Below are 26,748 nucleotides of genomic sequence, written 5' to 3'. Positions count from 1 at the left end.
GGTAGGGCTATCCTCTCCCGCTTTTTTATATCTAGCAAAAAACCAGTTATAAAAAGAGCTCCAATACTATCCCTCACGCAAGCCTTGCTCCCTTGTATCTTTGATTGAAAAACCCAAAATAAGACAGATGAAACTCTATAAAAAAGAAAGCGTTCAGTTCGTAAATGCTAGTTTAGAAGAATGTTGGACATTTTTTTCCAATCCAAAAAATTTACAGAAAATAACGCCTGAAGAAATGGGTTTTGAAATTACTGATTTCGATAATAAATCCATGTATGCAGGGCAAATTATTCAATATAGAGTATCTCCGCTTTTAGGCTTAAAATTATCTTGGGTAAGCGAAATTACTTTTGTGAAGGAAAACAGCTATTTTGTAGACGAACAGCTTTCTGGACCTTATGCATTTTGGCATCACAAGCACTTCTTTGAAGCTACGGAAAACGGCACTAAAATGACCGATGTAGTGCACTACGCATTGCCTTTGGGCTTTATCGGGCGAATTATGAACACATTGGTTGTTGAGAATAAATTAAAAGGTATTTTTGAACACAGACGCGTCATAGTAGATAAAATGTTTAATACTAAATAATGAACAAACAAGAAGTAACTTTTTTTTGGTTCAGACGTGATTTGCGCCTAGATGATAATGTGGGTTTGTTTCAGGCTTTGCAATCAAATTATCCTGTGATCCCCCTGTTTGTTTTTGATGATCTGATTTTAGATAGTCTGCCTAAAAACGACTCTAGGGTTAGTTTTATCTACGATTCCCTTTCGGAAATAAATGATAAACTACATGAAATAGGCAGTTCTCTTTTGGTAAAAAAGGGAAAAACTGCAGCTGTTTGGGAATCACTTATTGAAGAATATGATGTCAAAGAGGTTTTTTTCAATAAGGATTACGAGCCGTATGCGATAGAGCGGGATACAGTGATTTGTGAATTATTGGAGGTAAATAAGACAGTTTCCTATTCCTTTAAAGACCAGGTGATTTTCGAAGAGAAAGAGATCACTAAAGCAGATGGTCTTGCGTACACTATTTATACGCCTTATAAGAACAAATGGTTAGATAAATATAGATCAAAGTTGCCGGTAGAGGAATTTGACACCAAAGCCAGATTTTTCAGCTTCTATAAAAGCGACTTTATTTTTCCAAGTTTGGAAGCAATAGGTTTCGAAAAAAGTATCATTAAAGTAAAGCCGCACAACTTAAAATTTGTTGTGGATTACCAAGACATAAGAGACTTTCCGGCGATAGACAAAACCTCGTATCTGTCACCCCATTTACGTTTTGGTACGGTAAGCATTCGGAAATTAGTTAATTGGGCATTTCGTAAAAACGATGTCTTTTTAAGTGAATTGATTTGGAGAGAATTTTTTATGCAAATTCTGTTCAGTTTTCCAAAAGTAGTTACTAACAACTTCAAACCTGCTTATGATGGTATCCAGTGGCGCAATGATGAGGACGATTTCAAGCGATGGTGTAGTGGAACTACTGGTTATCCAATGGTTGATGCGGGAATGCGTCAACTGAATGAAACGGGATATATGCACAACAGAGTCCGTATGGTCGTAGCGAGTTTTCTCTGCAAACATTTATTGATACAGTGGCAATGGGGCGAAGCTTATTTTGCAGAAAAATTATTGGATTATGAGATGTCCGCAAATGTAGGGAATTGGCAGTGGGCAGCTGGAACAGGTTGTGATGCTGCGCCTTATTTTAGGGTTTTCAATCCTGAGATACAACAAAAGAAATTTGACAAAGATGGTGCTTATATCAGAAAGTGGATAAAAGAATTCGATTTAGGGTATGGGAAACCTATGGTGGAGCATGCTATGGCTAGAGACAGAGCGATCGCTACTTATAAAGCTGGAATAGTCAAATGATTATCGTTAAACATTAATTTATTTAGGTTAAAAAAAGTAACTGTTGTATCTATCAAAAATGGTAGCGAAGAAATTAATTGGAATCTTCAAGAAACATTAAGCTGTAAAAGCTTAGATGACTTATATGTTGTAATTATTTATTTATTTAATCAATTTATTCAGCATTCCATTAAATATAAATCCATGAAACGGTAAAACGGAATACCAATACAATTTACCCCATATCCCTTTTGGTTTGAAAGTGGCTGCCTGATATAAGTCGTTATTGATAATTTTAAATTCCAACCAGGCCTCTCCAGGTAATTTCATTTCGGCAAATAGAACTAATTTTCCTTCTTCTTTGTTAGCATAAAGAACACGCCAAAAGTCTAAGGCGTCGCCGGCATGTATCTCTTTTTTATTCGTGCGTCCTCTACGGGAACCTACACCGCCATACAATTTATCGATAAATCCACGCAATCCCCATAGCCAATCTCCGTAATACCAACCCGTATCTCCACCTATCGACCAGATTTTATTTATGGTATATTCTCTGTCGATTAGTTCCATTTTGCGTCTGTCAATGAAGCAATCTTTTTTTGGTATTTTAAGGTATTCAGACATATTGGTGTTAAAACGTCCGCTAACTAGGGAGTCTTTCCAGCTCGATGCTACTTTATCTTCGTCTACTTTTATTAATGCCCTCGACAAAGCTTTTTCGTAGATCATGGGTTTTAGTTGGAGCAATTCATTAATGCGATGATCTCTGCAAATCACTTCCACTTTCATGCTGCTTACTAATGCTGCTGCTAATTTGTAGGATGTTGATGTTACGAAATACAACCAATAGGAGGATAATTTAGGTGTCATTACAGGAACGGTAACAATCCACCTTTTTAGGTTTTTTGCTTTTGCAAAGCCCAGTAGCATCTCTTTATAACTAAGAATGTCTGGTCCGCCAATATCAAAATTTTGATTGTATGTTAGAGGATTAAATAATGATTTAGACAAAAAATCCAGCACATCATTGATAGCGATGGGCTGGCATTTTGTATTTAACCATTTTGGAGTAATCATTATTGGGAGTTTGTTTACTAAGTCCCTGATGATTTCAAATGATGCACTTCCGGAGCCAACGATAATACCTGCTCGAAGTGCGGTTATTGCATAAGTGCCTGAACTTAAAATATCCTCTACATTTTTTCTAGAGGATAAATGTTTCGAAAGTGATTTATCATTGACAATTCCAGTTAGGTAAATTACTTGTTGGGCCTTAGTTTGATTGACGCGTTGGATAAAATTTTTAGCCGAAATACTTTCTAATTCATCATAGTTGTCTGATGAACTCGACATAGAATGAATTAGATAGTAAGCCGCATCAATATCTAACGGTATCGCTGATACCGTTTCTTCCTCTAAAAAATCTACTTCTATTACTTCAATATTCTTTTCAAATTCTTTTGGTGTATAAAATCTGTTTTTATCCCTAACGCAACAGATGATTTCATGTCCTTCTGCTACCAAAATTGGTAATAGTCGTTTCCCGATGTAACCTGTTGCGCCTGTCAAAAGAATTTTCATAGTGAGATTTTATTAAAGTACTTCAAGTTAACTAAATTTATTCGAAATCAAGCTAATAAATTCTTTTCTGGTTTTGTCTTTTTCGAAGGCGCCAGTGAAAGATGAAGTAGTTGTAACTGAATTTTGTTTTTGAATGCCTCGCATTTGCATACACATATGCTGTGCTTCAATCACAACAGCAACACCAAGTGGGTTTAAGGCTTCTTGAATACAGTTCTTTATTTGGTCGGTCAATCTTTCTTGTACTTGCATTCTTCGTGCAAATGCATCAACGATTCTAGGAATTTTACTTAAACCTACAATTTGTCCGTTTGGTATGTATGCCACGTGAGCTTTACCAAAAAAAGGCAACATATGATGTTCGCACATAGAATATACTTCAATGTCTTTTACTACGATCATTTGTTTGTGATCCTCTGTAAACATTGCTGATTTCAGGATCTCTAGTGGGTTCAATTCGTATCCATGTGTGAGGTATTGCATTGCTTTTGCTATGCGTTCCGGAGTTTTTAGTAGTCCTTCTCTATTTACGTCCTCGCCTAAATCAGCTATTATTGTTTTGTAATTATCAGCAAGCGATGCTGTTAACTCTTCGTCATATTGCTCAATTTTTTCGTAACTTTTGGTTTGCTTGGCTATCATTTTTTATTATTTAGGTAATGTTTTATTATATTTTTATTTTTAAATTTTGAATGTGACGATGCCATAGTCCATTTCAAAAACTTGACCTGATATTGATTTGGCTTTTTCTGAAATTAGGAAATCAGCCATATTGGCCACTTCCTCTGGTTTTAGGTAATTTTTCATTGGGTGACGTTCGACCATATTTTCTTTCATTCTATCATTTCTCAAAATACCTGCCGAGAGTGAGGTTTCTGTAATAGTGGGAGCAATAGCATTAACGCGTACTACTGACGCTAATTCTGCCCCTAACGATTTTACCAATCCTTCAATACCTCCTTTTGCGGTGGCAATACTGGCGTGAAAAGGCATTCCTAGTTTTACGGCAACTGTACTAAACAATACAATCGAAGGGTCAATTCCTTTTTTTATGACGGGTAAATATTTTTGGATCGTTTTAACTGCACCAATAACATTGATTTCAAAATCGTTTCTGAAATCGTCGATACTCAAACTCCCAATAGGCTTTAAATTGATCGAACCCGGGCAGTAAATTAAAGTATCGATATTTTCTATTTGAGGAAGTTCGTCTTTTAATACGTCCAGTGAATAATGAGTTAGGTTAGGATGTGAAACTTCCGGTGGATTTCTACTGATGTTATGGACCATATTAGTCTCTAATTGCTGCAGTAAAATCGCATTTCCGATGCCTTTGCTTCCGCCAATAATTACTATATTTTTCATGTTATTTATTCAATCGGTTATTTAAAATCTATCTCTTCGAAATTTTGTTGTTGTTGATCTGCCTTTGCATCGTGCATTTAAACCTTCCTTCGCTAAATGCTCTTAATTTTGCGTGTTTGGTTTTTCTTCCCTGAACCCGTTGACGCCACATTCTAAAGCTTGATGGTTTCATTTCAGTTCGCATTAGGTCAATCACTTCTTGTTCTTTCAAACCAAATTGCAAAGCTATTGCCTCGAATGTAGTTCTGTCTTCCCAAGCCATTTCTATAATGCGATCCTTTTCTAGATCTGTAAATTCTTTTTTCAATTAGGATATGTATTTTTGATATTGATTTACCACAATTTTCGCTTTCAAATCGAACATTAAATTATATAGTCCAAAAAAGGTCCTATTCATATAGATGAAGTGCTTTGAACCTCTATTACCATTCATTTTTCTAAGATTTGTGTCTTTTGAAAAACGCTCTCCTAATTTGGCTATGTTTTCAAAGAAGGTTTCGTCTGAAAAATCGAAGGATTCTTCTTGAAACGGTTTTGTAAATAACGAAAGCAAATCATGAAACATTTCAGTGAAGTAGGTAATCTCTTCCTGAGAATCATCAGAGCGCAAAATTTCTAATTCAAATAATTTTGTATTAAATATTTTGGGGTCATTAATTACTTTTCTGTCAATCAATTCAAAATAAGGAACGTAAAAATCATTTGGTATTTTTTTCATACAACCAAAATCCAAAGCAACCAATTCGTTTTTTTTGTTTACTAGAAAGTTACCAGGATGTGGATCAGCATGAACTTTTTTAAGAACATGTATTTGATACATATAAAAATCCCATAGTGCTTGGCCAATGATATCAGCTGTTTGCTGGTTAGTATTGCTTTTTGTAAATTCCGAAAGATGAACGCCATTCATCCAATCCATAGTAATAATCTTCTCAGATGAAAACTCAGGGTAATATTCAGGAAATGCTAAATTTTCTATTTTTTTGCAGGCTTTAACGACTTCCACACTTTGTTCTAGTTCTAACAGGTAGTTCGTTTCTTCGATTAATTTATCTTCAACTTCCTTAAAATACTTATCTGAATCCTTTCCTTGAAGGTTGAACATTCTAATGGCCATAGGTTTTACTAGTGCCAAATCAGATGAAATACTATTGGCTACACCAGGATACTGGATTTTTACGGCTAGCTTTTTATTGTCTTTTACGGCAAGGTGAACCTGACCAATACTTGCTGCATTTACAGAATTTGCGTTGAATTCGTCAAATATTTCATAGGGAGTTTTTCCGAAATTTGCTTTAAAAGTTTTCAGCACTAATGGGCCTGATAGTGGGGGTACAGAAAACTGGGATAAAGAAAATTTTTCTACGTACGCCTGAGGCAAAAAGCTTTTGTCCATGCTTAGCATTTGTGCCACTTTTAACGCACTACCCTTCAAACTACTAAGTCCTTCATAGATATCCTCTGCATTGTCTACGTTCAGTTTATCGCGGGTCAAGTCTGAATTGACCATCTTTTCTCCATAGTACTTAATATAGTTGACTCCAATTTTCGCTCCGGTTTGAACTAGTTTGGTAGCTCTTTCAATTTTACTTGTTGGTATATAATCTATCGTTTTCATTGTTTGTTTTGTGTTTTTTCTTTGAAAATAAATTTTCCAAAATCTATTAAACTGTCAATAGGAGCCATATTTATTAGTTCGAAACTTAGTTTTACTGATTTTTCAATATAAATATCCGTTTTTTCAAAAGCAGGGGATTCATCATCTAACCAAAATTTAAGGGTAAATAAAAATTGTACCCAGGCACTTTCTTGAATTGCTTTTTCTTGTAACTCCTGAGCTTTCTCTTGCTTTATGCGATAGTCGTCTGTTAAGATTTCTCCGATATATTTTTTAAAGTTATTTCTCAAGCCAGAAAGTAGCATCAGGTTCTTTAGCTGATTGTTATGTTCTTTTAAGCTCATCGTTACATAGCTTCTATTGGCAGATAACAATTCGAAGAATGTAAAATAGAAACTTAATAGTTTACTTTTCATATCATACTCAGGGTAGTTCTCGTCCTTGTGAAGTAATGCAACAGTTTTTTCGAAGAACATCTTGTAGATTTCTTTCTCAATACTTTCAATTGTTCCAAAAAACGTATAGAACTCCGCTTCTGGAAAATCATTCAATTTTGCAAAGAGGTATACTGATTTTGGTTTTTCGCCCTTTTCCAATGTATAATCCATATACATAGAAACTATATTTTCCTTTGTGATTTTATTTTTCTTAGTTGCCATTTCTTAGACTTTTTATATTAGGGTATAAAGGTAGTAAATGTTTAACCAAATCATCATAATGTTAAACAAAAATTATTTAGTATATTTGTTAAAGTATTCTAAATCAAAAAATATAGCTGTCATGAAGAAAAATGTATTAATAACTGGAGGTTCTGGATTTGTTGGCAAACACCTAAGCCATCTATTAATTGATAACGGATATACCATTTCTATTTTGAGTAGAAGCAAAAGAGCTGATACGGCCAATATTTTTTATTATACCTGGGATGTAAAGGGTCAGATTATAGAGGAGGATGCAGTTTTAAAAGCGGACTATATCATACATCTCGCTGGTGCTAATATTGCGGGAAAAAGATGGACCAAAGAACGTCAAGAAACCATTGTTAGCAGTAGGCAACAATCAGCGCAATTAATTTTTTCGGTTTTAGAAAAACATAATAAAAAATTGGAAGCTTTTATTTCGGCATCGGCAATCGGTATTTATGGTGCGGTAAATGGGCAAGCAATTTGTACTGAAAATACACGTCCGGCGAATGATTTCTTAGGTAGAGTTTGCCAAAATTGGGAGGCTGCAGCTGACAAATTTGAACAATTTGGCATACGTACAGTAAAAGTGCGTACAGGACTTGTACTAGGTATGAATGATGGCTTTTTGGATAAACTAACTCCCATTTTTAAAATGCGACTGGGGTCGGCATTAGGTTCAGGCAAGCAGTATATGCCTTGGATTTATGTTGATGATCTGTGCTCTATATATCTTGAAGCGTTAAAGAATCCAAATATGAGTGGGGCTTATAATGCGGCGATTAATGACGATACCACCAATAGCATTTTTTCTAAAACACTGGCTAAGGTTTATGGTTACTCCATTTGGCTTCCTAACGTACCTGCTTTTTTACTAAAATTAATGATGGGGGAAATGGCTAAGTTAGTACTTACAGGAAGGAGAATCTCTTCTGAAAAAATAGAAAGTACAGGATTTAATTTTAGGCACAAAAATTTAGAGGACACCCTTAAAATTTGTTTGTTCAAATAGAGTTATTGTAAATTGGAATAAACGCTAACAGCCACTTTTTTTGATATTTTACTTCGCACGATAAATGGGATTTCGATATTAAAATCATCAGTGTTGAGCGTAAAATTTGATGTGAGTTCTATTCCTTTTATTGCTTTCTTAATTTGGGCAACTATACGAATGTTTCTTGATTTTCCATGAATTGTCATTTTTCCTTTAATGTAATAGTCCTTTGGGGTGGGATCTATATCTTTTAGATCAAACTTTTCAATTAAACCTTTAAAGGCCGCCTTTGGATAGCGATCACTTTCTAAATAATTTTCATTGAAGTGCTCTTCCATCAGAGCTCGCTTAAAACGAAAAGTCTTAATAGAAGTTACAAATGATATAGTTCCCTTTTTCGTTTTCAAAACACAGGTTAATGTTTCATTTTTTGCTGCTACCGCTTCAAAAAAAGGAATAGATGCTTCAAAAATAATAACGCCATTTGTGGTAGTCATTTTTTCTTGTGCATTAATTGTGTTTGAAAGAAGCAATAAAAAAAGGAGTAGCGTTTTTTTCATATGTAATGAGAATTGTACTACTTAAAGTTACGGAAATTATTCCATAACGGATATGCATTACAGGGTTTTATATGAAAAATAAGCCTAAAAAAAATATTCGTTTCAGCTCTTTTGATCTGAAGCGAATATTTGTAATAGAATAGGTGTTATTTAACTGATTTGAACCAATACGTTGTATTTTGCCAAGCTGTCTAAAGTTTCTATTGAACTGTAATTAAAATTTTCTTCATGACGGTCTTTTTCCTTTTTCAATGAAATTTGTTTGATGCAATTACAAAAGCGACGGACTTCTTCTAGGTCGGACAATAGGAGTCCTGGCACCTTTGCATTTGTTCCATCTTTGTGCTTGGAGACCATGGTAAAGTAAGAAGAATTGCAATGGTTTATTTTACCGGTTTGTATATTTTCTGATTCGACGCGAATACCAATAATCATGGAACTATTACCCACGTAGTTTACACTGGCTTTCATTGTCACCAATTCTCCCACTTCAATAGGTCTTAAAAAGTCAACAGTATCAACAGAGGCGGTAACACAGTAATTCCCTGAGAATTTAGAAGCACAGGCAAAAGCAATCTGATCTAGTAAGGAAAGAATGTAGCCACCATGTATTTTACCACTAAAATTGGTGTGAGAAGGCAGCATTAGCTCTGAAATAGTAATATTTGAAGAGGCAACTGTTTTGAATATCGAATTCATGTTTATTTATTTTGAAATGGTGAGTTTTCTTTTTTTACGGCAATTAGGTAATATTTGGTATCACCCCACCAAGGAAATGTTTTGTAGCGTTCTATGTAAGATACTTTTACATATTGGCCTTCGAGTTCTTTCAAATTGGAAATCACTTGCTTGTCCTTATCCAATACAGAAAAAGCAAAAATTTGTGATCCCGACATTCCTTGACTTATTTCGCCTTCCCAAGTTTTGAATGCCACTCCTTTGTGGCTAAATTTTATTAAATGTCCTGATCGAACGCCTTCGCTATAAGTGGCGTAGTATACAAAAGTAAAATAGCACGCTATAGATAATATGATGACACTTACTAGAATTCCTAAAATTTTTTTCATGGTACTCTTTAATTTAATAATTGGTTTTCGTCTTTTTCAGCTCTGGATAATATGTTTTCGGGGATCGATTTTTTAGCTTTGGCTCCCATCTTTTTCAACTTCTCGACGCTTACAATCAAATTTCCTTTTCCTTCGACCAGCTTGTTCATAGCGCTACTATATTCTATTTTGCTTTCGTCTATTTTCTTTCCAATTTTTATCAGATCAGAAACAAAACCTTCGAATTTATCATATAATGCACCTGCCTGACGTGCTATTTCAAAGGCATTTTCTTGTTGTTTTTGATTCGCCCACATGCTGTCAATAGTCCGTAATGTAGCTAATAATGTGGCGGGAGTAACGATTACAATGTTTTTTTCGAATGCTTTGTTGTACAATGTAGTGTCCTCATTCAGAGCCATGGCAAATGCGGGTTCAATTGGGATAAAAAGCAAAACAAAATCAGGACTTTCTATCTGGTATAAATCCTGGTAATTCTTATTTCCTAGTTGTTCTACGTGACGTTTTATGGAATTGACATGTTCTTTTAGATAACCGTTTTTTAAATCGTCCTCGTCCTCGTTGATGTATTTTTCATAAGCAGTCAAGGATACTTTTGAATCGACAATCATTTTTTTGCCATCAGGCAAATTGATAACCACATCCGGAAAAACACGATTTCCTTCCTCTGTAGTAAAAGCCTGCTGCACTTCATACTCACGACCTTTTTCTAATCCTGATTTTTCCAATACACGTTCTAGAACGAGTTCACCCCAATTCCCTTGCATTTTACTGTCTCCTTTTAAAGCTTTGGTCAGATTGATGGTTTCCTTACTCATCTGGATATTCATTTCGCGTAAGCCTAAAATTTGTTGGCGTAAAGCTGCATGATAATCGATACTCTCTTTGTGGGTGTCTTCGACTTTCTTTTCGAATAAGTGAATCTTATCTTGCAAAGGCGTCAAGATATTTTTCATATTTTCTTTATTCTGTTCAGTGAATTTATTCGACTTTTCGTCTAATATCTTATTGGCTAAATTTTCGAATTCTTTTGTGAATTTTTCCTGTAGTTTTTCCACCTCGTTTTTTTGCTCTTTGTTGCGCTCCCAAAGATTCTCAAAATCAACTTCTTTTTTTGAAAGTTGAATCGCTAGGCTGTCTTTTTCATTTCGAATCGTTTCTTTGTCCAAATTAGCTGTTTGCAATTGTTTTTCGAAAACTACTTTGTCATTTGAAAATTGCTCCTTCAGCTGGTTGAATTGTGAATTTAGCGCAATTAATTTTTCTTCCAAACTTATTTTCTCCGACTGAAACCGAGCAGAAAAAATAAGTTTACCAATGAAAACCCCGATGGCGAGTGCGATAATAAATAGGATTAAAAAGGGAAGCATATTTGACATGAAAGGATTTCTTTGTGAGTAGTAAAAGTAAGTAATAATATATCTTAGTGCTAAATTTATTAAAAGGAAAACAAAAAAAGCCAATAAAAACGATTGTTCTTATTGGCTTTTCAAATTATTAAAAAGTCTTTATTCTTCATCTAATTCCATATTCCCTCGATTTTTGTGATTATCAGGATGTGAGGCTGGATATCGCTTTGCAGTGATATCGGAATTGAGATCCTCATTTTCAATAGTTTTCATAACTTCTTTTTCGGTACTTACGCCACGACTTGAATTTTCATTATCACTCGAAGTTATTTCTGTAGTAGTAGGGTCAACGGAGCTATTTAAATTTCTTGCTCTTTGAACTATTTTTTTATTGCCCTCGGCATCAATTTCTATTTCGTCAATTAGAATAGATTCTTGAGAATTGGTTTTTGAATCTATATTTGTCTCTTTACTGCCTTCATTGCTATTTTGTTTTTCTTTATTTTCCATGGTATATTTTTTTTTCAATAATATAATGATACTGATTATAAATGAACTATTTATATTATTTAACATTGCTTTTAGAAGAATGAAATTTGGCTTGTTGCTGTTTGATGCTGATAAAACAACGCTATATTTGCATCCCAATATCATTTTAACACAACTAATGTCCCATCAAAATTTTATCCTCCACAAACCCTACGGCTATCTAAGTCAATTTATTTATGAATTGAAAAGGAAGAAGAAGCTACTGGGAGAATTGCACGAATTTCCCAAAGGAACAATGGCAATAGGACGATTGGATGAAGACTCCGAAGGTTTATTATTGTTAACCACTGATGGAAAGATGAGCGAAATTATTCGTTCTAAAAAAGTGGACAAGGAATATTATGTGCAAGTGGATGGTATCATTACCCAAGAAGCAATTGATAAAATGAAAATGGGGGTTGAAATAGGTTTCAATGGTACTAAATACATCACTAAACGCTGTGAATCTTTTCTAATTGAGGAAACACCTAACTTTGGACTAAGAGGAAAAAAGATTCGGGATGAGCGGCATGGCCCAACTTCGTGGGCGTCGATTATCGTCAATGAAGGGAAGTTTAGACAAGTCAGGAAAATGACTGCGGCAGTAGGTTTTCCTACTTTACGATTGGTGCGCGTCCGAATAGGAAATGTACATCTTGACAATTTGCAATCAGGGGAAGTAATCGAAGTGAGTGATTTTCAAATCGAGATGTAATAGATTGGGTACAATTCTTTTATTTCTCAATCTTTAAAATAAATAAAAAATGTTGAACATTGTTTTAGTTGAACCGGAAATACCAAATAACACGGGAAATATTGGTCGATTGTGTGTAGGCACCGAAAGCCGATTGCACCTAATACATCCTTTTGGGTTTGTGATAAATGATAAAAACCTGAAACGTTCGGGCTTGGATTACTGGGTGCATCTTGATGTTACGGAATACCAAAATGTAGCCGAATGGAAATCAGTAGTTCCTGATACCTCTAGAGTCTTTCTTATGAGTTCCCATGCCGAAAAGTCGTATTTAGAAATTGAATTTCAAGATGGAGATTGGTTGGTTTTTGGAAAAGAGAGCAAAGGCCTAAGCGAAGAAGTATTAGAGCAGTTTGAAAACCATTTAAAGATTCCGATGTCAGCCAATATTCGTAGTTTTAATATAGCCAACTCCGTCGCTTTTGTCATTGGAGAAGCCAAAAGACAAATCCAGTTGAATGGGTAGTTAAAAAATTAGATTGTAAAGAGGGAATTCATTGTTAGGGCGGAATTTTATATATTTGGGTATGGTTGTTTGATTTTATTCGAATGCCACTCACTTAAAAAAGCTTGTTTATGATTGATAAAGTTTCTCTCAGAAGTTCGATTTTTAGACATTTGGATGGATTAGTAACGGCACCTGTCGCTTACGCTTTACATAAAAAAGGGGTGTTGTCTTTTATACTCGATAAAAAGGAGTGTACGCTTAGTGAATTGACTTCTCAATTTGAGGCAAACGAAGGTTATCTCAATGTTGGTTTACGCGTTTTATGTTCGCAAGGATTCCTGAAGTACTATATAAATAATGGGACTGACGAAATAAAATTTGGCTTGACCGAAAAAAGTGAAGTTGCCTTTTCGCTTTTTCATCTCTATGAAGATGTAGTTGATTTATTGCACTTTTCGATGCAATTCCATCCCAGACTATTTGAAGAAGCCCCTTTTGAACTCTTGAAAGGAATTTTTGAAAAGTATAAAAAAAATTATGGCATCGTATTTTCGGATGATTCTATAATCAATGAAGTAAAACAACAAATATTAACTCATATTGAAGGTGCATTAGTTGGCCCAACTTTAGTCCGACTTGGCATGAGCGGCATGTTTCATAAGTATTTTATGGAAATTTCCTTCCGGCCAGAAGAGTTTCACAAGTCTCCTGAAAATTTTAAAATCATTTTGGATTTCTTGGCGCATTTGGGTTGGTTTACTCAAAAGAACGGTAACTATCAATTTACGGAAACAGGACTCTTTTTTGCCAAAAGAGCATCTGCTTACGGGGTGACTGTTTCCTATATGCCTACATTCAGTAAAATGGATGATTTGCTTTTTGGCAATTCTAGTGTATTACGCAATGTTGCTGAAGGCGAGGATGAACTTCATGTGGATCGCGAAATGAATGTATGGGGTAGTGGCGGTGCTCATGACGGTTATTTTAAAGTTGTGGATGAAATTATCGTCAGGCTGTTTAATCTTCCCATAGAGAACCAGCCAAAGGGGATTTTAGACATGGGCTGCGGTAATGGCGCTTTCTTAGAGCATATTTTTGATGTTATCGAAAGGCAAACTTTACGAGGCAAAATGCTTGATGATTATCCGTTGTTTCTTGTTGGAGCTGATTACAATCAGGCCGCGTTAAAAGTTACCCGCGCTAATTTGATCAAAGCCGATATTTGGGCTAAAGTCATTTGGGGTGATATTGGGCGTCCAGATATTTTAGCAGATGATTTAATGGAAAATTATGGCATAGATTTAAAAGATTTGTTGAATGTGCGTACTTTTCTGGATCACAACCGCATTTGGGAAATACCAAAAAACACCACAGCGGACAGGGTTAGCCTATCCACGGGCGCATTTGCACACAGAGGAATGCTAATTAGCAACAATCTCGTAGAAGACAATCTATTAGAGCATTTTTACAAATGGTCACCATATGTTAGAAAATTCGGCTTGTTGATGATTGAATTGCACACGATTCCTCCAGTCTTAACGGCAGAGAATTTAGGCAAAACGGCTGCAACTGCTTACGATGCGACTCATGGATTTTCAGATCAGTATATTGTAGAAATATCGGTGCTACATAAAATGGCAGCAGAAGCCGGATTGTATCCAGACACCCTATTCTTTAAGCGATTCCCAGACTCGAATATAGCTACAGTAAGCATTAATTTGCTAAAAGGGAAGTGAAAAAAAGTATAAAAATAAGGAAGTACTAGCGCCCTCATTTTTATTTAGTCTCGCATAACAAACTCGCTTAATGTGATGAACGTGCCGCCAGTTTGAACATCATGATAAATATTGTATTTCGTTGGATAATTGCCCGCTTGTACGAAATGCTCCGGTTGGGAATAGTTAAGACTGACTTCTTCAACATAAATCATGTAAAAGTGTACATCAAAATGTGGTGCATCAAAAACAGCTATTGCTTTAAGATATAGCGATAGTAGTGCCTTGCGAAGGCGAATTCTTTTTATCTCCCTCAGGGCGTAGTACTAATTTACGAGTCATTTTAATTCCGATTTGTTTTTTATTTCCATTTGAATGAATACTAATCATTTCGTCCTGAATACAAGAATAGAGAAAAACTAAGCTCCTTAGTAGAACTAATTTTTTGAGGAAAGAAAACAACTTTTCCATAATTAAAAGTTTTAAAAAAAAGTTTTACTCATAGTGATAAGTTTAGTTTTGGGGAATAAGAAAAGGGTATACTAAATTAAAAGATAAACGAGTCTTTATCTTATAAAGAGGGTGTTTTTGATGTGTTATGATGATTATCTTCTTTGAAACTGGATTGTCAGTTTTTTGAAAAATAAAGATTAGGTTATGACAAATTTCCCTTTGTGGCTATCAAAAACAATATGTTCGTCATTAAATAAGGTATTAAAGCTACCTTTCGAAATAAAATTACATGGCTGGTCCTGAACAACAGTTTCTGGTGTCATAATGATCATTTCATCGCTAAGTTGAATCGCCATGTCAATATCATGTGTTGAAAACAGAATGCATTTTTGCGTTTCTTGGGTGAGTTTTTTCAAGAGTTTAAACAGCGCTACTTTATGCAATAGATCTAAATGAGTAGTGGGTTCATCTAAAATAATTAGCGGAGTGTCCTGTGCCAAAGCACGAGCAATCAATACTTTTTGCAATTGCCCATCACTGATTTCGTAATGTTTTTTTGCAGCCAATTCACTAATTTGTGTTTGCTCCATGGCTTCGTTGACTTTTGCAATATCCAATTCTGTTAACTTTCCTATCCAATTGGTATAAGGCTGTCTCCCCAAAGCGATGAGCTCAAAAACAGTCAGATTACTGGGAGGTAATTTCTCGGTTAGAACGACACTTAAGTTTTGGGCTAAGGTTAGCGAATCCAGTTTATGAATGTTTTGGCTATTAAGTAAAACCGTTCCAGAAAGGGTTTTTTGGATTCCTGTTATTGTTCGTAGAAGTGTTGATTTTCCTATTCCATTAGCACCAATCAAAGAAATGAGTTTCCCTTTTTCCAGAGTTAAATTAATATTCGCAGAAATAAGGGTATTCCCTTTTTTATGGGTGTAACCAATGCTGATATCCGTAGCCTTTAAGATCATCTTGTTTTCCATTATCCGATCATTTTCTTTTTTCGAATTAATAACCAAATAACTATTGGTGCCCCAAAAATTGAAGTTACGGCATTAATAGGTAATGTAATATCTCCGCCTGGAACTTGTGAAATAGTATCACAGATTAACATGATGCTCGCTCCAAAAAGCAAGGTGCTCCAAAATAAAACAACATGATTGCTGGTTTGGAAAATTAATTTAGCGATATGGGGAACCGCAAGACCGATAAAGGCAATTGGTCCGGCAAATGCTGTAATACTTCCTGCCAATACACTAGTAGCAAATATGATGATTAGCTGAGATCTTTTATAGTTTAGACCCAGACTGCGGGCGTAATTTTCTCCTAAAAGCAAGGCGTTCAAAGGCTTTATGCTGAATAGACTCAAAAGCAACCCTATCAATACAGAGATAAATAAAATTAATATGGATGTCCATGATAAGTTGCCTAAATTACCCAAGGACCAGAATGTGAATTTTTGCAGCTGCTCTGCAGTGCTGAAATAGCTCAAAGTTCCCACAATAGCACTTGTCAAACTGCCAAACATTAACCCAACAATCAAGATAGCCATGGTGTCTCGTAATCGGTAGGAAACGACTAATACAGCCATCAAAACTAAAAAACTACCTAAACTAGAAGCCAAAACTACCCCGTAAGACGAAAGTAAAATAGAAGCTACAGATGCTGGAAGAAATGCCGCTCCAAGTATTACTATTGCTACACCTAAACTGGCTCCTGAGCTCAGCCCTAAAACATAAGGACCGGCCAGTGGATTTCTAAATAAAGTTTGCATTAACAAACCGCTAATTGAAAGTCCCATTCCCACTAAAACTGCGGCAATAGCCTTAGGCAATCTATAATTAAGGATGATGTATTGCCAAGTTTCTTTGCTGGAAGTTCCGCCTAAAAGGCTATGAAAGACTTCTTTTAATGGAATAGAAACAGATCCTAAGCTGATGTTGATTATAAACAGGCAAACCACTCCAATGGTTAGGATCAGGAAAAGAACGGTATTTCGATTTGTTTGATTCAATTTATTCTAATTTCTGAAAGAAAAAAAGTTTGTGATTTGGCAGTAACTCGGGATGAAATATTTTAATCAAATCTTTCAAGACCCAGTCAGGACGGGTAGGAGACCATTCAAAATATAAAATTCCTCCTTTCGCCCCTTTATTTAGGGCATACGAATATACTTTTTTATTTTTAAATGAATCAAATTGCGCATAATGCGGATTACTGTCGCTCATTTGCTTCAAGGAAGAAAAATCTCCGGGTGCGATCCAGAATTCTGCTTTCTGCGCCTTTTCTAATACCACTTCAAAAGGAAGGGAAAGCCCGCCTGTTCCTTTAGTATCAGACCATAAATAATCAGCCTGTGCATCTTTTAGAAATAGTGAAGCCCAACTTTCTCCCTGTGGAACATACCATTGATCTTGAAACATAGCTCCACTAAGAACCGTTGGTTTCTTTGTGACCTTTTTTGCTAAAGCCAAAGTAGTGTTGTATTCTTTTTCGATATCAGAAAAAATGGAATTTGCCTTGGAATCTAGTCCGTACAAAGCACCGAAAAACTTAATCCATTCTGCTTTTCCTAGAGGAGACTGTTCAGTCCAATCGCCGTTTAGCATTACCTTTAGACCACTTTTTTGTAAAAGCGTTAAGGAAGGATTACTGCTGTTAAGACTGAAACCCACAATCACGTCAGCTTGCATGTCTATTAAAACTTCAGTGTTGAGGTTTTCATTTTTCCCAACCTCTCTGACTTTTCCCGCATCAATTCTTTTTCTGGTTTTTTCTGATGAAATATAATCAGTATTAGGGAAGCCCACTAAAGTGTTTTCGACTCCCAACATTTCCAACGACGGAATATGTGTGGTTGAGGTCACTACAATTGTTTTTATAGGAATTTGAATAGTAGTAAAATGCATCAAACTATCTGGAATGATTGCGTTTTTTTGTTTCAAAATATAGCTGAAACTTTCTTTGGCCGCGGGCCAAGGATTGGTGATTTTTACTACGGAATAGCCGTCATATTTGTAGATTTCAAAGCCTTTAGCATGTTGGATTTCATTTTTAGAAGAAGCTAAATAAGTATTAGAAACCTCCGTTTTTTGTTTGCATCCAAAAGCAAAAAGGATATGTAATAAAAGAATGAATTTTAAAGATGTTGATTTCATAAAATGATTTTCAAGTGCTGCAAAGGTATATTTAATCCTTTTTAAAAATCAAATTTTATTTTTTATTCGCAGGATAAAGTTATATTTGCAGCCGTATTGAGGTTGCTGTTTTTAATATTAAAGACAAGCATTAAAAGGGAAGTGAGTGATTGAAATTTGAAGATTTAATAATCAAATTCAGAAATCGAAAATCTTGCGCTGTACCCGCAACTGTAAGCTAATAAGCTTGTTGTTATCTACAAACCATTGTCTGCTACCGCGGATGAGAAGGTAAACAACAAGACGCAAGCCAGGAGACCTGCCTAATACAATTTGTATCAAACTTTCGGGAAAAAAGGTTTGGGTATGGGTTATTTCATACTTTTCTCCCATTTTTAGTCATGTAGCAGTAAATAGCTGTTATTAAAAATGTTTTATTAAAATGAACAACAAAATCGTTCGTATTAGTGCGTTATGCGTGCTGATGACTTCTTGTGCTTTTGCGCAAAAAAAAGAAACTGTTTTACAACAAAACGAGTTGAATGAAGTGGTAATTTCTGATTCGAAATTTGCTTTAGCAAAAGAAAAATCTGGAAAAGTGATTGTGAAAATTACCGCCGAAGAATTATCAAAGAGATCAGGTCAATCTTTAGCCACTGTTTTGAATTCAGTTGCAGGGATGGAAATTAATGGAAATCAAAGTAGTGCGGGAAAAAACCTAGGGTATTATATCCGAGGGGGACGCAATCGTCAAACATTAATCATGATTGATGGGATTCCAGTTACTGATGCTTCGGGAATTAATTTAGAATATGATTTGCGCTTGATTCCTGTAGATCAGGTAGAAAGTATTGAAATTTTGAAAGGAGCAGCAAGTACTTTGTATGGTTCAGGAGCTGCTGCAGGAGTTATTAATATTACTTTGAAAAAAGCAGGGAAAAAAGCAATTGCGGGAAATGCACATATGAGTGTTGGTACACAAACCACTGCTGACAGAACGAATTACCGCCCACAGGATTATAATCAAGGACTTTCTGTAAATGGAAAATTAGATAAATTTAATTATTATGCTTCTTTAAACAGTACAGAAACAACGGGTATATCTGAAGCTGCTGTTCCTGAGTCTGCAAATTTTGAAGCAGATCGTTTCTCTAGAATTAACTCATTAGTTAAACTTGGATTCACGCCAACAGAGAAATTAAGCTTGGACTTTTTTGCTAATTATGACCGACTTAAAAATGATTTTGACGGTACATTTGATAACTTCAATAATCCTGACACCCCTTTAAATGTTTCAACATCTGAACAATTTCGTTTGGGATTTTCACCTAAGTATAAATACAATAAAGGAGAATTCGTATTGAACACAAGCTTTAATACAATTGAAAGAAATTATAATACTTTTAGTTCTTATTCAAATTCTGTTGATGTAAGTGATTATAAATCTAGAAGTATAAATGTAGATGCTTTTAATAAATATGAGTTCAGCAAACAATTTTTTGTAGTCTTGGGTACTCAATTTCAGTTTCAAGAGATGGATTCAAAAACAGCTTATGATGCTATCGCCGCTGAAACGGCAAAATTTAATACAGTAGATCCTTATTTGACTGCAGTTTATAATTCTGATTTTGGTCTAAATCTTAATGTGGGTGTTAGAGATAATATGCACAGCGTTTATGGAGATCATTTTGTGTATAATGTGAACCCATCTTTCTCTTTTTCTGAATTACCATTGAAAGTATTGGCTTCATATAGCACCGCATATATCACCCCAAGTTTGTATCAGTTGTACTCTCCTTATGGCAATTTAGATTTGACTCCTGAGGAAAATAGTACTGTAGAAGCTGGCTTTGAAGTGGCTTTATTGGCTAAGAAGCTTACTTTTAATGCAGTTGCTTTTCATAGAGAAGAGGAAAACTCTTTTGGGTTTTATACTAATCCAGCAACCTATGTTTCGAATTATATAAATATAGAGGGAAGGAATAATGCAAAAGGTGTGGAGACGATGGTTTCTTATGCTTTTTCAAAGGATCTAAAAGTAAATGCAAATTATACTTTTACACAAGTAGAAGAGCCTTTGAGTCGGTTAATTCCAAAACATAAAGGAAATATTTCTTTAGATTATCAAGCTACCAACAGAGCTTTCTTTTCTGTAAACTATCAATATGTGGATAAAAGAAAGGATGCGTTTTTTGATGGAGGAACCTATGCAACAATACCACTTATGTTAGATTCTTATCAACTGTTTAATGGTACAGTAAAATACGACCTTATTAAAAACAGAATGAGTGTGTTTGCTGCAGTAAACAATATTTTAAACGAAGAGTTTGTCGAATCTGTAGGGTATAGTACGAGAGGAAGAAACTTTAAAATTGGATTAAACCTTAATTTTTAACCCATTCTTTGATAACAAAAAAAAGGGCTTTCAGTGATGAAAGCCCTTTTTTTTGTTATGGAGTTGGTCTTACCTCAATTCAGAAATACATTCTATAATTTTTTTTGCTATTTGATTTTGCTCGTGGTTGTTAGCAAGATTCTTTTTGTCAGATTCATTGGTCAAATATCCAAGTTCCATTATTACGGCTGGGACTTCTGATTTATTTAAAATATAAAAATTAGCATTTTTTATTTCAGCGACTTTATAATTTGAATTTAAAAAGCTAATCTGGAAATTTTCAGCTATTAGATTTGACTTTTGATAAAAATTGGACTCTTTAGAAACATAGAACTCCATCCCAGAAGTATTGCTGTTCAAACTTGTATTTACATGTAGGGATAAAACCAAATCTGGCTTGATTGTATTTATAAAATCAGTTCTGTCTTTAAGTGGAATAAACTTGTCTGTTGATCTGGTATAATGAATTACGATATTTTTATTTTTGTTGAAAATCTTAATTTTAGTAATAAGCTGTTCTACAATTTCTTTTTCAGTTATTTCATCTTGAGTAGCACCAAAATCTTCTCCACCGTGACCGGCATCAATAACCACATTAATCAATTTTGGTTCTGATTTTTCAGGGCTGATAAATGCAAAACAAGTCAAAGTAATCACAATCAAAAATAACTTAACTGAATTTTCCATAGGTTACATGTTTATTAAAATTTGAGGCTAGTTATTGGTAACGTGTTGTAATGCAATTCATTGTGAGTTTGTGATTAGTCTAGCGCTTTTAAAATTCCTTCTGGCGCTTTCTCAATATACATTTGGTTTTGCATACCATTCAACGATTTTGCATCTTTAAAATAGTTGAAATCTTTTTCAGGGCTTTGTTTGAGCATTTTTCCTGTTCCTGTAATTTTTCCAATTGCAGTACTTAACAAAGGCTCTGCGGTATTGCCCAGAACATCTAGATTTCCTAAATTTTCTTTTAATTGGTAAGTGGGAGTAAGCCCATTAAAATAATCCCCAAAACCGGCAGCATTGACAATTTTCAAAACGATAGGCTGCATAGCGTAGCGATGATTAGGATTTCTATTATCTTTTCCAAAGGTTGGAGAGTCATATAAAGTAACGGATCCTACATTTTTCCCTGTAGTAATGTCGCCTATCTGAACAACATCCAAATAGGGTTTTAAGCCATTTATGACAAGCTCGCTTGCTGAAGCTGAACTTTTAGTGGTCAGAATATATATTTTCGATAATTTCAAGCTGTTAATTGATGTGCTTCCTATTTTATCAGTAAAATTATTTTTTAGCGCTTCTGGATCTGATGACTCAAAAAACGCGTTGATTTTATCATTCCATTTTTGCTTCGCAAAAATTTGTCCAGTGTACTGTCCTGTAATCATACTAGCCAATCGGGTCGCTGTAAGTACTGAACCACCTGAATTATATCGCAAATCAAGTACTAAATCCGTAACTCCTTGTGATTTAAGAGTGCCGAAAGCATCGTTTAATTGAGTGTCATATTCAGCATAAAATCCATTGTACATTAAGTAGCCAATTTTATGTGTTCCTGAAGTAATGACCTTATTAATGAAAATTGGGTTTTCAGCTAAGATAGTTTTGGTCAAAGTAACTGATTTTTCATTTGGCGTTATAGCTCCTCCGTCATAGGACGCTAGGTTTAAAGTATAATTATCGGCTGCTAATAATGATTGGTAATTGTTTACAGTAAGTGGCGTTCCGTTCACTCCGTAAAAAATGGAACCTCTTTGAATGTCTTTTGTTGATGCATCTGAATTCGGTAGGATGTAACGAATATATCCAAATATATTGGTAGTGCTTGCTGGTTTGTAAACTAAGCCAAATTCAGCACCATGATTTTTTGATATTCCTCCAAGGGCTTGTTCTAGTTCTAAATAATCAGAAACAATCCAGCTAAAACGATCAATTGATTTGTCTACTCTTAGGGCATCAAAAAGATCTTCAGGAGTAGGATAGCCAGTAAGGAAGACGTTTAGTTCGTTTTGGGAAGCAAAACGATTGTCAGACAAATTAGGTACATCTGCTTGCCACAAATAGTATTGATTTAGTCCTTTCCAGATAAAATCCTGAACTTCTAGGTTTATAGGTGCCGCAACATCATCCTCGTCTTGGCAGCTTTGGAACAAGAAAATGGCGAAAAAGAATAAAATCGTAAACTTAAAATTGGTTTTCATATAGTAGGTTTCAATAGATATAGGTACGTAAAAGTAGTGACTTTAGTTTTATTTTGTATATTTTGTAACAAAATTAACGTTCTTTCGTCTTGATAATATAAGCCGAACTAATAATTTCTTGATTTATGAATCAAATAGAGTTCCTGCAATTGACCTCACCGTTCAAAGACAAAGTATTCCGCTTGGCCAAGCGTTTGCTTGTAAGTACAGAGGAAGCAGAAGATGCAACTCAAGAAGTGTTAGTAAAATTATGGAGTAAGAATGAAAGCTTGGTTGAGTTTAATAGTGTAGAAGCTTTTGCGATGACAATGACTAAAAATTATTGTTTGGATCAGCTGAAGTCTAAAAGGGTTCAAAACCTAAAGATGGTGGATAATAATTTTACTGATAATTCGGATTGCTTAGTTAAAAAGTTGGAAGATGGAGACAGCCTTAATTGGGTAGAAAAGATAATTAATCAATTGCCCGAACAGCAGCGGTTAATTATTCAGATGAGAGATATCGAACAGTATGAATTTTCAGAAATAGCAATAATAATGCAGATGAATGAAACGGCCATCCGAGTGGCGCTTTCAAGAGCAAGGAAATCGATACGGGAATGTATGACAAAAATCGAAAATTATGGAATTGAAAAATATTGAAATACTATTAAAGAAATACTTCGATAGTGAAACCAGTATTTCAGAAGAAAACGAATTGCGGAAATATTTTTCGTCGGCAGATGTTTTGCCACATTTAAAGCAGTACCAACCAATGTTTGGTTATTTTATAGATGCGGCAGCCCAAAAAATGGAGAGTAAAGTACCAGTAAAATCTAAAATAGTACAATTGCCCTGGTTTTCTATCGCGGCTTCAATTGCTGTTTTAGTTGGTGTTGTGAGCTATGTCGAATTTCGCGATGAAGCAGTCAATACAGATTTGGGCACTTATGATAATCCTGAGGTTGCTTTAGTAGAAACGCAAAGAGCATTAGCAATGTTGTCAAATCACGTAAATACTGGCATAGAAAGTGTAATGTATATTAAGGAGTACAAAAAATCAAAAAATTTAATTTTTAAACAACAATAAAAAACAAAAAAATGAAAAAAATTATAATCACACTAGTAATTGCTTTAATAGCAACTCCATTTTTTGCCCAGTCTGCCTTCGATAAATTTGATGGTCAAGACGATGTGACTTCCATTGTGGTGAATAGAAAAATGTTTGACCTGATGAGTAAGGTAAAAGTTGACGCTTCGGATAAAGAAACGCAGCAATATATGAACTTAATAAAAAAATTAGATAATCTAAAGGTTTTTACTACTAGTAACTCAAGAGCTACTGGTGAAATGAAATCTGCTGCCGAAAAGTACGTAAAAACGGCTGGTTTAGAAGAACTGATGCGTGTTAATGACAGTGGTAAGAATATAAAGATATTAGTGAAGTCAGGTGCAACTGATTCTCAGATTAAAGAGCTTTTAATGTTTATCGAGGGCGGTAGCAGATCTAACGAAACGGTTTTAATGTCCTTGACGGGTAACTTTGATTTGAATGAAATTTCGATTCTAACCGATAAAATGAGAATTCCAGGTGGGGATGAATTGAAGAAGGCCACAAAAGGAAAAAAATAAAGTGTTGTTAGCCAGATTGTAAAATCAGGATAAAAAACCTATTGCAAAATTTAAATAGTATGTTAATATGAAAGCAATTTATAGTATCTCAGTATTTTTATCCTTGTTTCTAATAAGTTGTAATTCGGAACCTACGTTGCAAAAGTATTTTGTTGAAAATACTGAAAATAAGAATTTCATTGCGATGGATGTTTCGCCGAGTATTTTGAATGTCGATGAAAGTAAATTGTCAGTAGAGCAAAGCACTGCTTTAAAATCTTTTGACAAAATGAATATTTTAGCTTTTAAGCTCGATGAAAAAAATAAAGGGCAGTTTGAAACGGAACGTGCCAAAATTGATGGTATTCTAAAGGATCCTAAGTACCAACAGCTGATGAAATTTGGCTCTGGAAAGGAGAGTGCCTCCATAAGCTATGTTGGCTCTGACGATCATATTGAAGAGTTTGTTTTATTTGCAAACAGAAAAGAAATGGGCTTTGCGGTAGTTCGAGTTTTAGGAAAAGATATGAATCCCACAAACGTTATGACAATGCTGTCAGTGTTAAAAGAATCTAAAATAGATTTAGAACAGTTAAAGCCACTTCAGCAATTGGTGAAATAAATTATTACTCTTATCATTTAAGCGTCTCGGTAGTCTATCGAGGCGCTTTTTTGGTTAGGGGAATTGCTTGTTAATTTTTAAGGGATAACTATAGTATTTCTTTTGTATGATGGTATTACGAAGTTGTATTTGCGCAAAACAGGAAATGTAGCGCGACGAAAGTTATTTTAAAAATAAGCAATCTAAGCAACTGACGAAAGAAAAAATAATCGAAATATCACTAAAAGTAGGTATTGTGTTGATGGCGTAAAACGCGTTACTTTGTATAGCGATAGGTCAGGTATATCGAACTAGATTGGAATTGTTTAAAAGTAAAGAAATAGTATTATGATAGGTTATGGAAGCAACGGATTGATAAGAGAAGGAGATAGAAACAACAAAATGTTTTTCTATATAGGTGGCTCTTTTGTTGTTACCTTGTTTTTGTTGGGGCTTTTTATTTTAATATTTGTTTTAAGAAACCACAATAATTTTTAATACAAGAAGATCTTTGCTAAATAGCTAAGAACAATCGTTATGATTTAAGTGATTGTAATGTGAATCTAAAACAGTAGGATGTCGATTCGATTAAATAATAATGCGATACTAGAATAATATGAAGGGTAATTGTAGCGGTTGCTCTTTTTTTTATTGTTGATTTTGCTTAGCCAGCGGTTTAAAGTAACCTAGTGGCTTTAATTATTTAAGCATGTTCGAATCAATAAATTTATTGTTAGAACTACTTGAGAACTGATATTGGGACTATACCAAAGTTCAGCAATGCAGATTGGATTGTTTAAAATACATTAATCGTTTTAATCATCAATATGGTACAGTAGCTTATTTGTCGAGCTGTTCAAAGCACCTTATAAGTAGGCAGAGCGTAGAGTAATACATCTTGACTACAATCGCTAATTTGCTAGTGGTTTAGGTAATCGTATTTTTAGCTAAATAGTAATCGTGGCGGGCTATTGTAAATTTTAAAGTATCGTTGAGGTAATTAACAGCGAGTTAACAGTGGGAAAGCCGGAATACCTGTCTAAAAAGCTTAAATTACATTTTTAGATAGCACTATAGAGCGAAATTGTAAAATCTGTATTGATTATATTACTTTTACTAGAAGAGTAATATTCATAGACAAACAATAGTTATCGGCTTGAAAAGAGTACTGAATTATTTACTTAAAAACAAAAAATGAAAAAAACGGTAATGATATCAATTCTATTTATTGGATTGAATGTATTTGCACAAGATAATGTGAAGATTTTGTTTCACAAGGGCGTAATGACAGATAAAGAATCTATTTATACTAATGAAAGTCTTTTGAGTCTAGACGGGAAGAAAGTGGGTTTTGTTGTTAAGCCGTCTTTTGAAATTAAAAATGGTGTTTTTGCATATAGTGGGATAATCGTTGAGTCTGTTGGGATTGGTACTTGCTTGGAAAAAGATGACTTAACTATACTATTCGAAGATAGCACAAAAATTACTCTTAAGTCTTGGAGCAAATTTAATTGTAAAGGTATAAGTCAATTTGATTTATATGGAACTGATTTGAGTAAGCTTACTAAAAGAATTAAAGCTGTTCGATTTGAAAACGGCCGAAGCTTTGAGGCGTTAACGATATTGTTAGACAAGGACAAGGACAAGACTTTTTTTATTGATGTCAAACGAGCAATTGATAAACAAGCGTATGAAGTAGTTGATGAAATGTAAAAATGATATTGTTGTTGAATATAAAAAGGGGATAGCCGTAGCGGATGTCCTCTTTTTCTTTGTTCAGTTAGTCGGATACTAATAAAGGAGTGAATAGTAGTAAGTTTAGTTATTCCTTATCGCTTAGCCAA

General features: G+C 34.6%; 29 protein-coding genes and 1 riboswitch. Of the genes, 12 read left to right on the top strand and 17 right to left on the bottom strand.

Annotation, left to right across the window (positions count from 1 at the left end; all coding sequences use genetic code 11):
- The first annotated feature begins 127 nt into the window (after positions 1-127).
- The gene (locus tag HJ01_RS00425) at positions 128-589 is read left to right on the top strand and encodes an SRPBCC family protein (RefSeq protein ID WP_007136257.1); all 462 of its coding nucleotides are present in this window, start codon (positions 128-130) and stop codon (positions 587-589) included.
- Positions 589-1,884 carry a cryptochrome/photolyase family protein gene (locus HJ01_RS00420; RefSeq protein WP_007136256.1) on the top strand — a complete coding sequence of 432 codons (1,296 nt, stop codon included), beginning with the start codon at positions 589-591 and terminating at the stop codon, positions 1,882-1,884. Before HJ01_RS00425 ends, HJ01_RS00420 begins: the two co-directional genes overlap by 1 nt.
- A 141-nt stretch (positions 1,885-2,025) precedes the next feature.
- On the opposite strand, the gene HJ01_RS00415 is transcribed toward HJ01_RS00420, so the two are convergent.
- The 6 genes from HJ01_RS00415 to HJ01_RS00390 are packed head-to-tail and all read right to left on the bottom strand — an operon-like array spanning position 2,026 to position 7,086.
- A complete protein-coding gene (locus HJ01_RS00415; protein WP_007136255.1) occupies positions 2,026-3,444 on the bottom strand; it encodes an SDR family oxidoreductase in 1,419 nt (472 codons plus the stop codon).
- A 27-nt stretch (positions 3,445-3,471) separates the two neighbouring features.
- Complete coding sequence (gene folE, locus HJ01_RS00410; RefSeq protein WP_007136254.1) at positions 3,472-4,086, bottom strand: GTP cyclohydrolase I FolE; 615 nt, start codon at positions 4,084-4,086, stop codon at positions 3,472-3,474.
- A 39-nt stretch (positions 4,087-4,125) separates the two neighbouring features.
- Entirely contained in the window at positions 4,126-4,809 is a 684-nt protein-coding gene (locus HJ01_RS00405; protein ID WP_007136253.1) for an SDR family NAD(P)-dependent oxidoreductase, read from the bottom strand.
- A gap of 28 nt (positions 4,810-4,837) precedes the next feature.
- Positions 4,838-5,116 carry a TIGR03643 family protein gene (locus tag HJ01_RS00400; RefSeq protein ID WP_040473552.1) on the bottom strand — a complete coding sequence of 93 codons (279 nt, stop codon included), beginning with the start codon at positions 5,114-5,116 and terminating at the stop codon, positions 4,838-4,840.
- Positions 5,117-6,427 (bottom strand): ABC1 kinase family protein, encoded by a 1,311-nt coding sequence (locus HJ01_RS00395; RefSeq protein WP_007136251.1) that lies wholly within the window; start codon positions 6,425-6,427, stop codon positions 5,117-5,119.
- Positions 6,424-7,086, bottom strand: a complete 663-nt coding sequence (locus HJ01_RS00390; RefSeq protein WP_007136250.1) for a TetR family transcriptional regulator C-terminal domain-containing protein — start codon at positions 7,084-7,086, stop codon at positions 6,424-6,426. The genes HJ01_RS00395 and HJ01_RS00390 overlap by 4 nt, the downstream gene beginning before the upstream one ends.
- A gap of 121 nt (positions 7,087-7,207) precedes the next feature.
- On the opposite strand from HJ01_RS00390, the gene HJ01_RS00385 reads away from it, so the two are divergent.
- Complete coding sequence (locus HJ01_RS00385) at positions 7,208-8,122, top strand: TIGR01777 family oxidoreductase (protein ID WP_040473562.1); 915 nt, start codon at positions 7,208-7,210, stop codon at positions 8,120-8,122.
- A 2-nt stretch (positions 8,123-8,124) separates the two neighbouring features.
- Here the strand turns inward: HJ01_RS00385 and HJ01_RS00380 are convergent, their stop codons facing one another.
- From HJ01_RS00380 to HJ01_RS00360, 5 genes are all read right to left on the bottom strand, one after another.
- On the bottom strand, positions 8,125-8,664 hold the full coding sequence (locus HJ01_RS00380) for a YceI family protein (protein WP_007136248.1): 540 nt from the start codon (positions 8,662-8,664) through the stop codon (positions 8,125-8,127).
- 150 nt (positions 8,665-8,814) lie between these two features.
- Positions 8,815-9,363: an acyl-CoA thioesterase gene (locus HJ01_RS00375; protein WP_007136247.1), complete on the bottom strand. Its 549-nt coding sequence runs from the start codon at positions 9,361-9,363 to the stop codon at positions 8,815-8,817.
- Positions 9,364-9,365: 2 nt separating this feature from the next.
- On the bottom strand, positions 9,366-9,731 hold the full coding sequence (locus HJ01_RS00370) for a hypothetical protein (protein ID WP_007136246.1): 366 nt from the start codon (positions 9,729-9,731) through the stop codon (positions 9,366-9,368).
- 8 nt (positions 9,732-9,739) lie between these two features.
- On the bottom strand, positions 9,740-11,110 hold the full coding sequence (gene rmuC / locus HJ01_RS00365) for a DNA recombination protein RmuC (protein WP_007136245.1): 1,371 nt from the start codon (positions 11,108-11,110) through the stop codon (positions 9,740-9,742).
- A gap of 129 nt (positions 11,111-11,239) precedes the next feature.
- The gene (locus HJ01_RS00360; RefSeq protein WP_138984262.1) at positions 11,240-11,590 is read right to left on the bottom strand and encodes a hypothetical protein; all 351 of its coding nucleotides are present in this window, start codon (positions 11,588-11,590) and stop codon (positions 11,240-11,242) included.
- Positions 11,591-11,747: 157 nt separating this feature from the next.
- On the opposite strand from HJ01_RS00360, the gene HJ01_RS00355 reads away from it, so the two are divergent.
- The 3 genes from HJ01_RS00355 to HJ01_RS00345 all read left to right on the top strand — a co-directional run bounded on the left by HJ01_RS00355 (position 11,748) and on the right by HJ01_RS00345 (position 14,546).
- Positions 11,748-12,323 (top strand): pseudouridine synthase, encoded by a 576-nt coding sequence (locus HJ01_RS00355; RefSeq protein ID WP_040473561.1) that lies wholly within the window; start codon positions 11,748-11,750, stop codon positions 12,321-12,323.
- Between the two features lie 49 nt (positions 12,324-12,372).
- Entirely contained in the window at positions 12,373-12,828 is a 456-nt protein-coding gene (locus HJ01_RS00350) for a tRNA (cytidine(34)-2'-O)-methyltransferase (RefSeq protein ID WP_007136242.1), read from the top strand.
- Between the two features lie 110 nt (positions 12,829-12,938).
- Positions 12,939-14,546, top strand: coding sequence for a class I SAM-dependent methyltransferase (locus HJ01_RS00345; protein WP_007136241.1), 1,608 nt, complete (start codon positions 12,939-12,941; stop codon positions 14,544-14,546).
- Between the two features lie 240 nt (positions 14,547-14,786).
- Here HJ01_RS00345 and HJ01_RS00340 read toward each other — a convergent pair whose 3' ends face one another.
- The 4 genes from HJ01_RS00340 to HJ01_RS00325 all read right to left on the bottom strand — a co-directional run bounded on the left by HJ01_RS00340 (position 14,787) and on the right by HJ01_RS00325 (position 18,133).
- Positions 14,787-14,996: a hypothetical protein gene (locus HJ01_RS00340; RefSeq protein ID WP_007136240.1), complete on the bottom strand. Its 210-nt coding sequence runs from the start codon at positions 14,994-14,996 to the stop codon at positions 14,787-14,789.
- Positions 14,997-15,175: 179 nt separating this feature from the next.
- Entirely contained in the window at positions 15,176-15,958 is a 783-nt protein-coding gene (locus HJ01_RS00335) for an ABC transporter ATP-binding protein (RefSeq protein WP_007136239.1), read from the bottom strand.
- A complete protein-coding gene (locus tag HJ01_RS00330; protein WP_007136238.1) occupies positions 15,958-16,989 on the bottom strand; it encodes a FecCD family ABC transporter permease in 1,032 nt (343 codons plus the stop codon). Before HJ01_RS00330 ends, HJ01_RS00335 begins: the two co-directional genes overlap by 1 nt.
- A 1-nt stretch (position 16,990) precedes the next feature.
- Positions 16,991-18,133: an ABC transporter substrate-binding protein gene (locus tag HJ01_RS00325; protein ID WP_007136237.1), complete on the bottom strand. Its 1,143-nt coding sequence runs from the start codon at positions 18,131-18,133 to the stop codon at positions 16,991-16,993.
- 82 nt (positions 18,134-18,215) lie between these two features.
- Positions 18,216-18,454: riboswitch (cobalamin riboswitch) on the top strand.
- 100 nt (positions 18,455-18,554) lie between these two features.
- On the opposite strand from HJ01_RS00325, the gene HJ01_RS00320 reads away from it, so the two are divergent.
- On the top strand, positions 18,555-20,507 hold the full coding sequence (locus tag HJ01_RS00320) for a TonB-dependent receptor plug domain-containing protein (RefSeq protein ID WP_040473551.1): 1,953 nt from the start codon (positions 18,555-18,557) through the stop codon (positions 20,505-20,507).
- Between the two features lie 69 nt (positions 20,508-20,576).
- Here the strand turns inward: HJ01_RS00320 and HJ01_RS00315 are convergent, their stop codons facing one another.
- Complete coding sequence (locus tag HJ01_RS00315) at positions 20,577-21,194, bottom strand: N-acetylmuramoyl-L-alanine amidase (protein ID WP_007136235.1); 618 nt, start codon at positions 21,192-21,194, stop codon at positions 20,577-20,579.
- 74 nt (positions 21,195-21,268) lie between these two features.
- Positions 21,269-22,714, bottom strand: coding sequence for a S41 family peptidase (locus HJ01_RS00310; protein WP_007136234.1), 1,446 nt, complete (start codon positions 22,712-22,714; stop codon positions 21,269-21,271).
- 125 nt (positions 22,715-22,839) lie between these two features.
- Here HJ01_RS00310 and HJ01_RS00305 point away from each other — a divergent pair, with 125 nt between their 5' ends.
- The 5 genes from HJ01_RS00305 to HJ01_RS00285 all read left to right on the top strand — a co-directional run bounded on the left by HJ01_RS00305 (position 22,840) and on the right by HJ01_RS00285 (position 26,617).
- Complete coding sequence (locus HJ01_RS00305; RefSeq protein WP_007136233.1) at positions 22,840-23,355, top strand: RNA polymerase sigma factor; 516 nt, start codon at positions 22,840-22,842, stop codon at positions 23,353-23,355.
- On the top strand, positions 23,336-23,782 hold the full coding sequence (locus tag HJ01_RS00300) for a hypothetical protein (RefSeq protein WP_007136232.1): 447 nt from the start codon (positions 23,336-23,338) through the stop codon (positions 23,780-23,782). The genes HJ01_RS00305 and HJ01_RS00300 overlap by 20 nt, the downstream gene beginning before the upstream one ends.
- Before the next feature lie 11 nt (positions 23,783-23,793).
- Positions 23,794-24,324 carry a DUF4252 domain-containing protein gene (locus tag HJ01_RS00295; protein ID WP_007136231.1) on the top strand — a complete coding sequence of 177 codons (531 nt, stop codon included), beginning with the start codon at positions 23,794-23,796 and terminating at the stop codon, positions 24,322-24,324.
- A 67-nt stretch (positions 24,325-24,391) separates the two neighbouring features.
- The gene (locus tag HJ01_RS00290; RefSeq protein WP_007136230.1) at positions 24,392-24,925 is read left to right on the top strand and encodes a DUF4252 domain-containing protein; all 534 of its coding nucleotides are present in this window, start codon (positions 24,392-24,394) and stop codon (positions 24,923-24,925) included.
- A 1,173-nt stretch (positions 24,926-26,098) separates the two neighbouring features.
- The gene (locus HJ01_RS00285) at positions 26,099-26,617 is read left to right on the top strand and encodes a hypothetical protein (protein WP_007136228.1); all 519 of its coding nucleotides are present in this window, start codon (positions 26,099-26,101) and stop codon (positions 26,615-26,617) included.
- Positions 26,618-26,748: the final 131 nt, after the last annotated feature.

The organism is Flavobacterium frigoris PS1 (assembly GCF_000252125.1).
Lineage (GTDB): Bacteria > Bacteroidota > Bacteroidia > Flavobacteriales > Flavobacteriaceae > Flavobacterium > Flavobacterium frigoris_A.
This window is presented reverse-complemented; position numbering and strand designations above follow the sequence as displayed.

What these genes read in the sequence shown, in the direction of transcription:
- HJ01_RS00425 (WP_007136257.1), top strand. Translation starts at nt 128, where the DNA reads ATGAAACTCTATAAAAAAGAAAGCGTTCAGTTCGTAAATGCTAGTTTA.
- HJ01_RS00420 (WP_007136256.1), top strand. Translation starts at nt 589, where the DNA reads ATGAACAAACAAGAAGTAACTTTTTTTTGGTTCAGACGTGATTTGCGC.
- HJ01_RS00415 (WP_007136255.1), bottom strand. Translation starts at nt 3,444, where the DNA reads ATGAAAATTCTTTTGACAGGCGCAACAGGTTACATCGGGAAACGACTA.
- folE (WP_007136254.1), bottom strand. Translation starts at nt 4,086, where the DNA reads ATGATAGCCAAGCAAACCAAAAGTTACGAAAAAATTGAGCAATATGAC.
- HJ01_RS00405 (WP_007136253.1), bottom strand. Translation starts at nt 4,809, where the DNA reads ATGAAAAATATAGTAATTATTGGCGGAAGCAAAGGCATCGGAAATGCG.
- HJ01_RS00395 (WP_007136251.1), bottom strand. Translation starts at nt 6,427, where the DNA reads ATGAAAACGATAGATTATATACCAACAAGTAAAATTGAAAGAGCTACC.
- HJ01_RS00390 (WP_007136250.1), bottom strand. Translation starts at nt 7,086, where the DNA reads ATGGCAACTAAGAAAAATAAAATCACAAAGGAAAATATAGTTTCTATG.
- HJ01_RS00385 (WP_040473562.1), top strand. Translation starts at nt 7,208, where the DNA reads ATGAAGAAAAATGTATTAATAACTGGAGGTTCTGGATTTGTTGGCAAA.
- HJ01_RS00380 (WP_007136248.1), bottom strand. Translation starts at nt 8,664, where the DNA reads ATGAAAAAAACGCTACTCCTTTTTTTATTGCTTCTTTCAAACACAATT.
- HJ01_RS00375 (WP_007136247.1), bottom strand. Translation starts at nt 9,363, where the DNA reads ATGAATTCGATATTCAAAACAGTTGCCTCTTCAAATATTACTATTTCA.
- HJ01_RS00370 (WP_007136246.1), bottom strand. Translation starts at nt 9,731, where the DNA reads ATGAAAAAAATTTTAGGAATTCTAGTAAGTGTCATCATATTATCTATA.
- rmuC (WP_007136245.1), bottom strand. Translation starts at nt 11,110, where the DNA reads ATGTCAAATATGCTTCCCTTTTTAATCCTATTTATTATCGCACTCGCC.
- HJ01_RS00360 (WP_138984262.1), bottom strand. Translation starts at nt 11,590, where the DNA reads ATGGAAAATAAAGAAAAACAAAATAGCAATGAAGGCAGTAAAGAGACA.
- HJ01_RS00355 (WP_040473561.1), top strand. Translation starts at nt 11,748, where the DNA reads ATGTCCCATCAAAATTTTATCCTCCACAAACCCTACGGCTATCTAAGT.
- HJ01_RS00350 (WP_007136242.1), top strand. Translation starts at nt 12,373, where the DNA reads ATGTTGAACATTGTTTTAGTTGAACCGGAAATACCAAATAACACGGGA.
- HJ01_RS00345 (WP_007136241.1), top strand. Translation starts at nt 12,939, where the DNA reads ATGATTGATAAAGTTTCTCTCAGAAGTTCGATTTTTAGACATTTGGAT.
- HJ01_RS00340 (WP_007136240.1), bottom strand. Translation starts at nt 14,996, where the DNA reads ATGGAAAAGTTGTTTTCTTTCCTCAAAAAATTAGTTCTACTAAGGAGC.
- HJ01_RS00335 (WP_007136239.1), bottom strand. Translation starts at nt 15,958, where the DNA reads ATGGAAAACAAGATGATCTTAAAGGCTACGGATATCAGCATTGGTTAC.
- HJ01_RS00325 (WP_007136237.1), bottom strand. Translation starts at nt 18,133, where the DNA reads ATGAAATCAACATCTTTAAAATTCATTCTTTTATTACATATCCTTTTT.
- HJ01_RS00320 (WP_040473551.1), top strand. Translation starts at nt 18,555, where the DNA reads ATGAACAACAAAATCGTTCGTATTAGTGCGTTATGCGTGCTGATGACT.
- HJ01_RS00315 (WP_007136235.1), bottom strand. Translation starts at nt 21,194, where the DNA reads ATGGAAAATTCAGTTAAGTTATTTTTGATTGTGATTACTTTGACTTGT.
- HJ01_RS00310 (WP_007136234.1), bottom strand. Translation starts at nt 22,714, where the DNA reads ATGAAAACCAATTTTAAGTTTACGATTTTATTCTTTTTCGCCATTTTC.
- HJ01_RS00305 (WP_007136233.1), top strand. Translation starts at nt 22,840, where the DNA reads ATGAATCAAATAGAGTTCCTGCAATTGACCTCACCGTTCAAAGACAAA.
- HJ01_RS00300 (WP_007136232.1), top strand. Translation starts at nt 23,336, where the DNA reads ATGGAATTGAAAAATATTGAAATACTATTAAAGAAATACTTCGATAGT.
- HJ01_RS00295 (WP_007136231.1), top strand. Translation starts at nt 23,794, where the DNA reads ATGAAAAAAATTATAATCACACTAGTAATTGCTTTAATAGCAACTCCA.
- HJ01_RS00290 (WP_007136230.1), top strand. Translation starts at nt 24,392, where the DNA reads ATGAAAGCAATTTATAGTATCTCAGTATTTTTATCCTTGTTTCTAATA.
- HJ01_RS00285 (WP_007136228.1), top strand. Translation starts at nt 26,099, where the DNA reads ATGAAAAAAACGGTAATGATATCAATTCTATTTATTGGATTGAATGTA.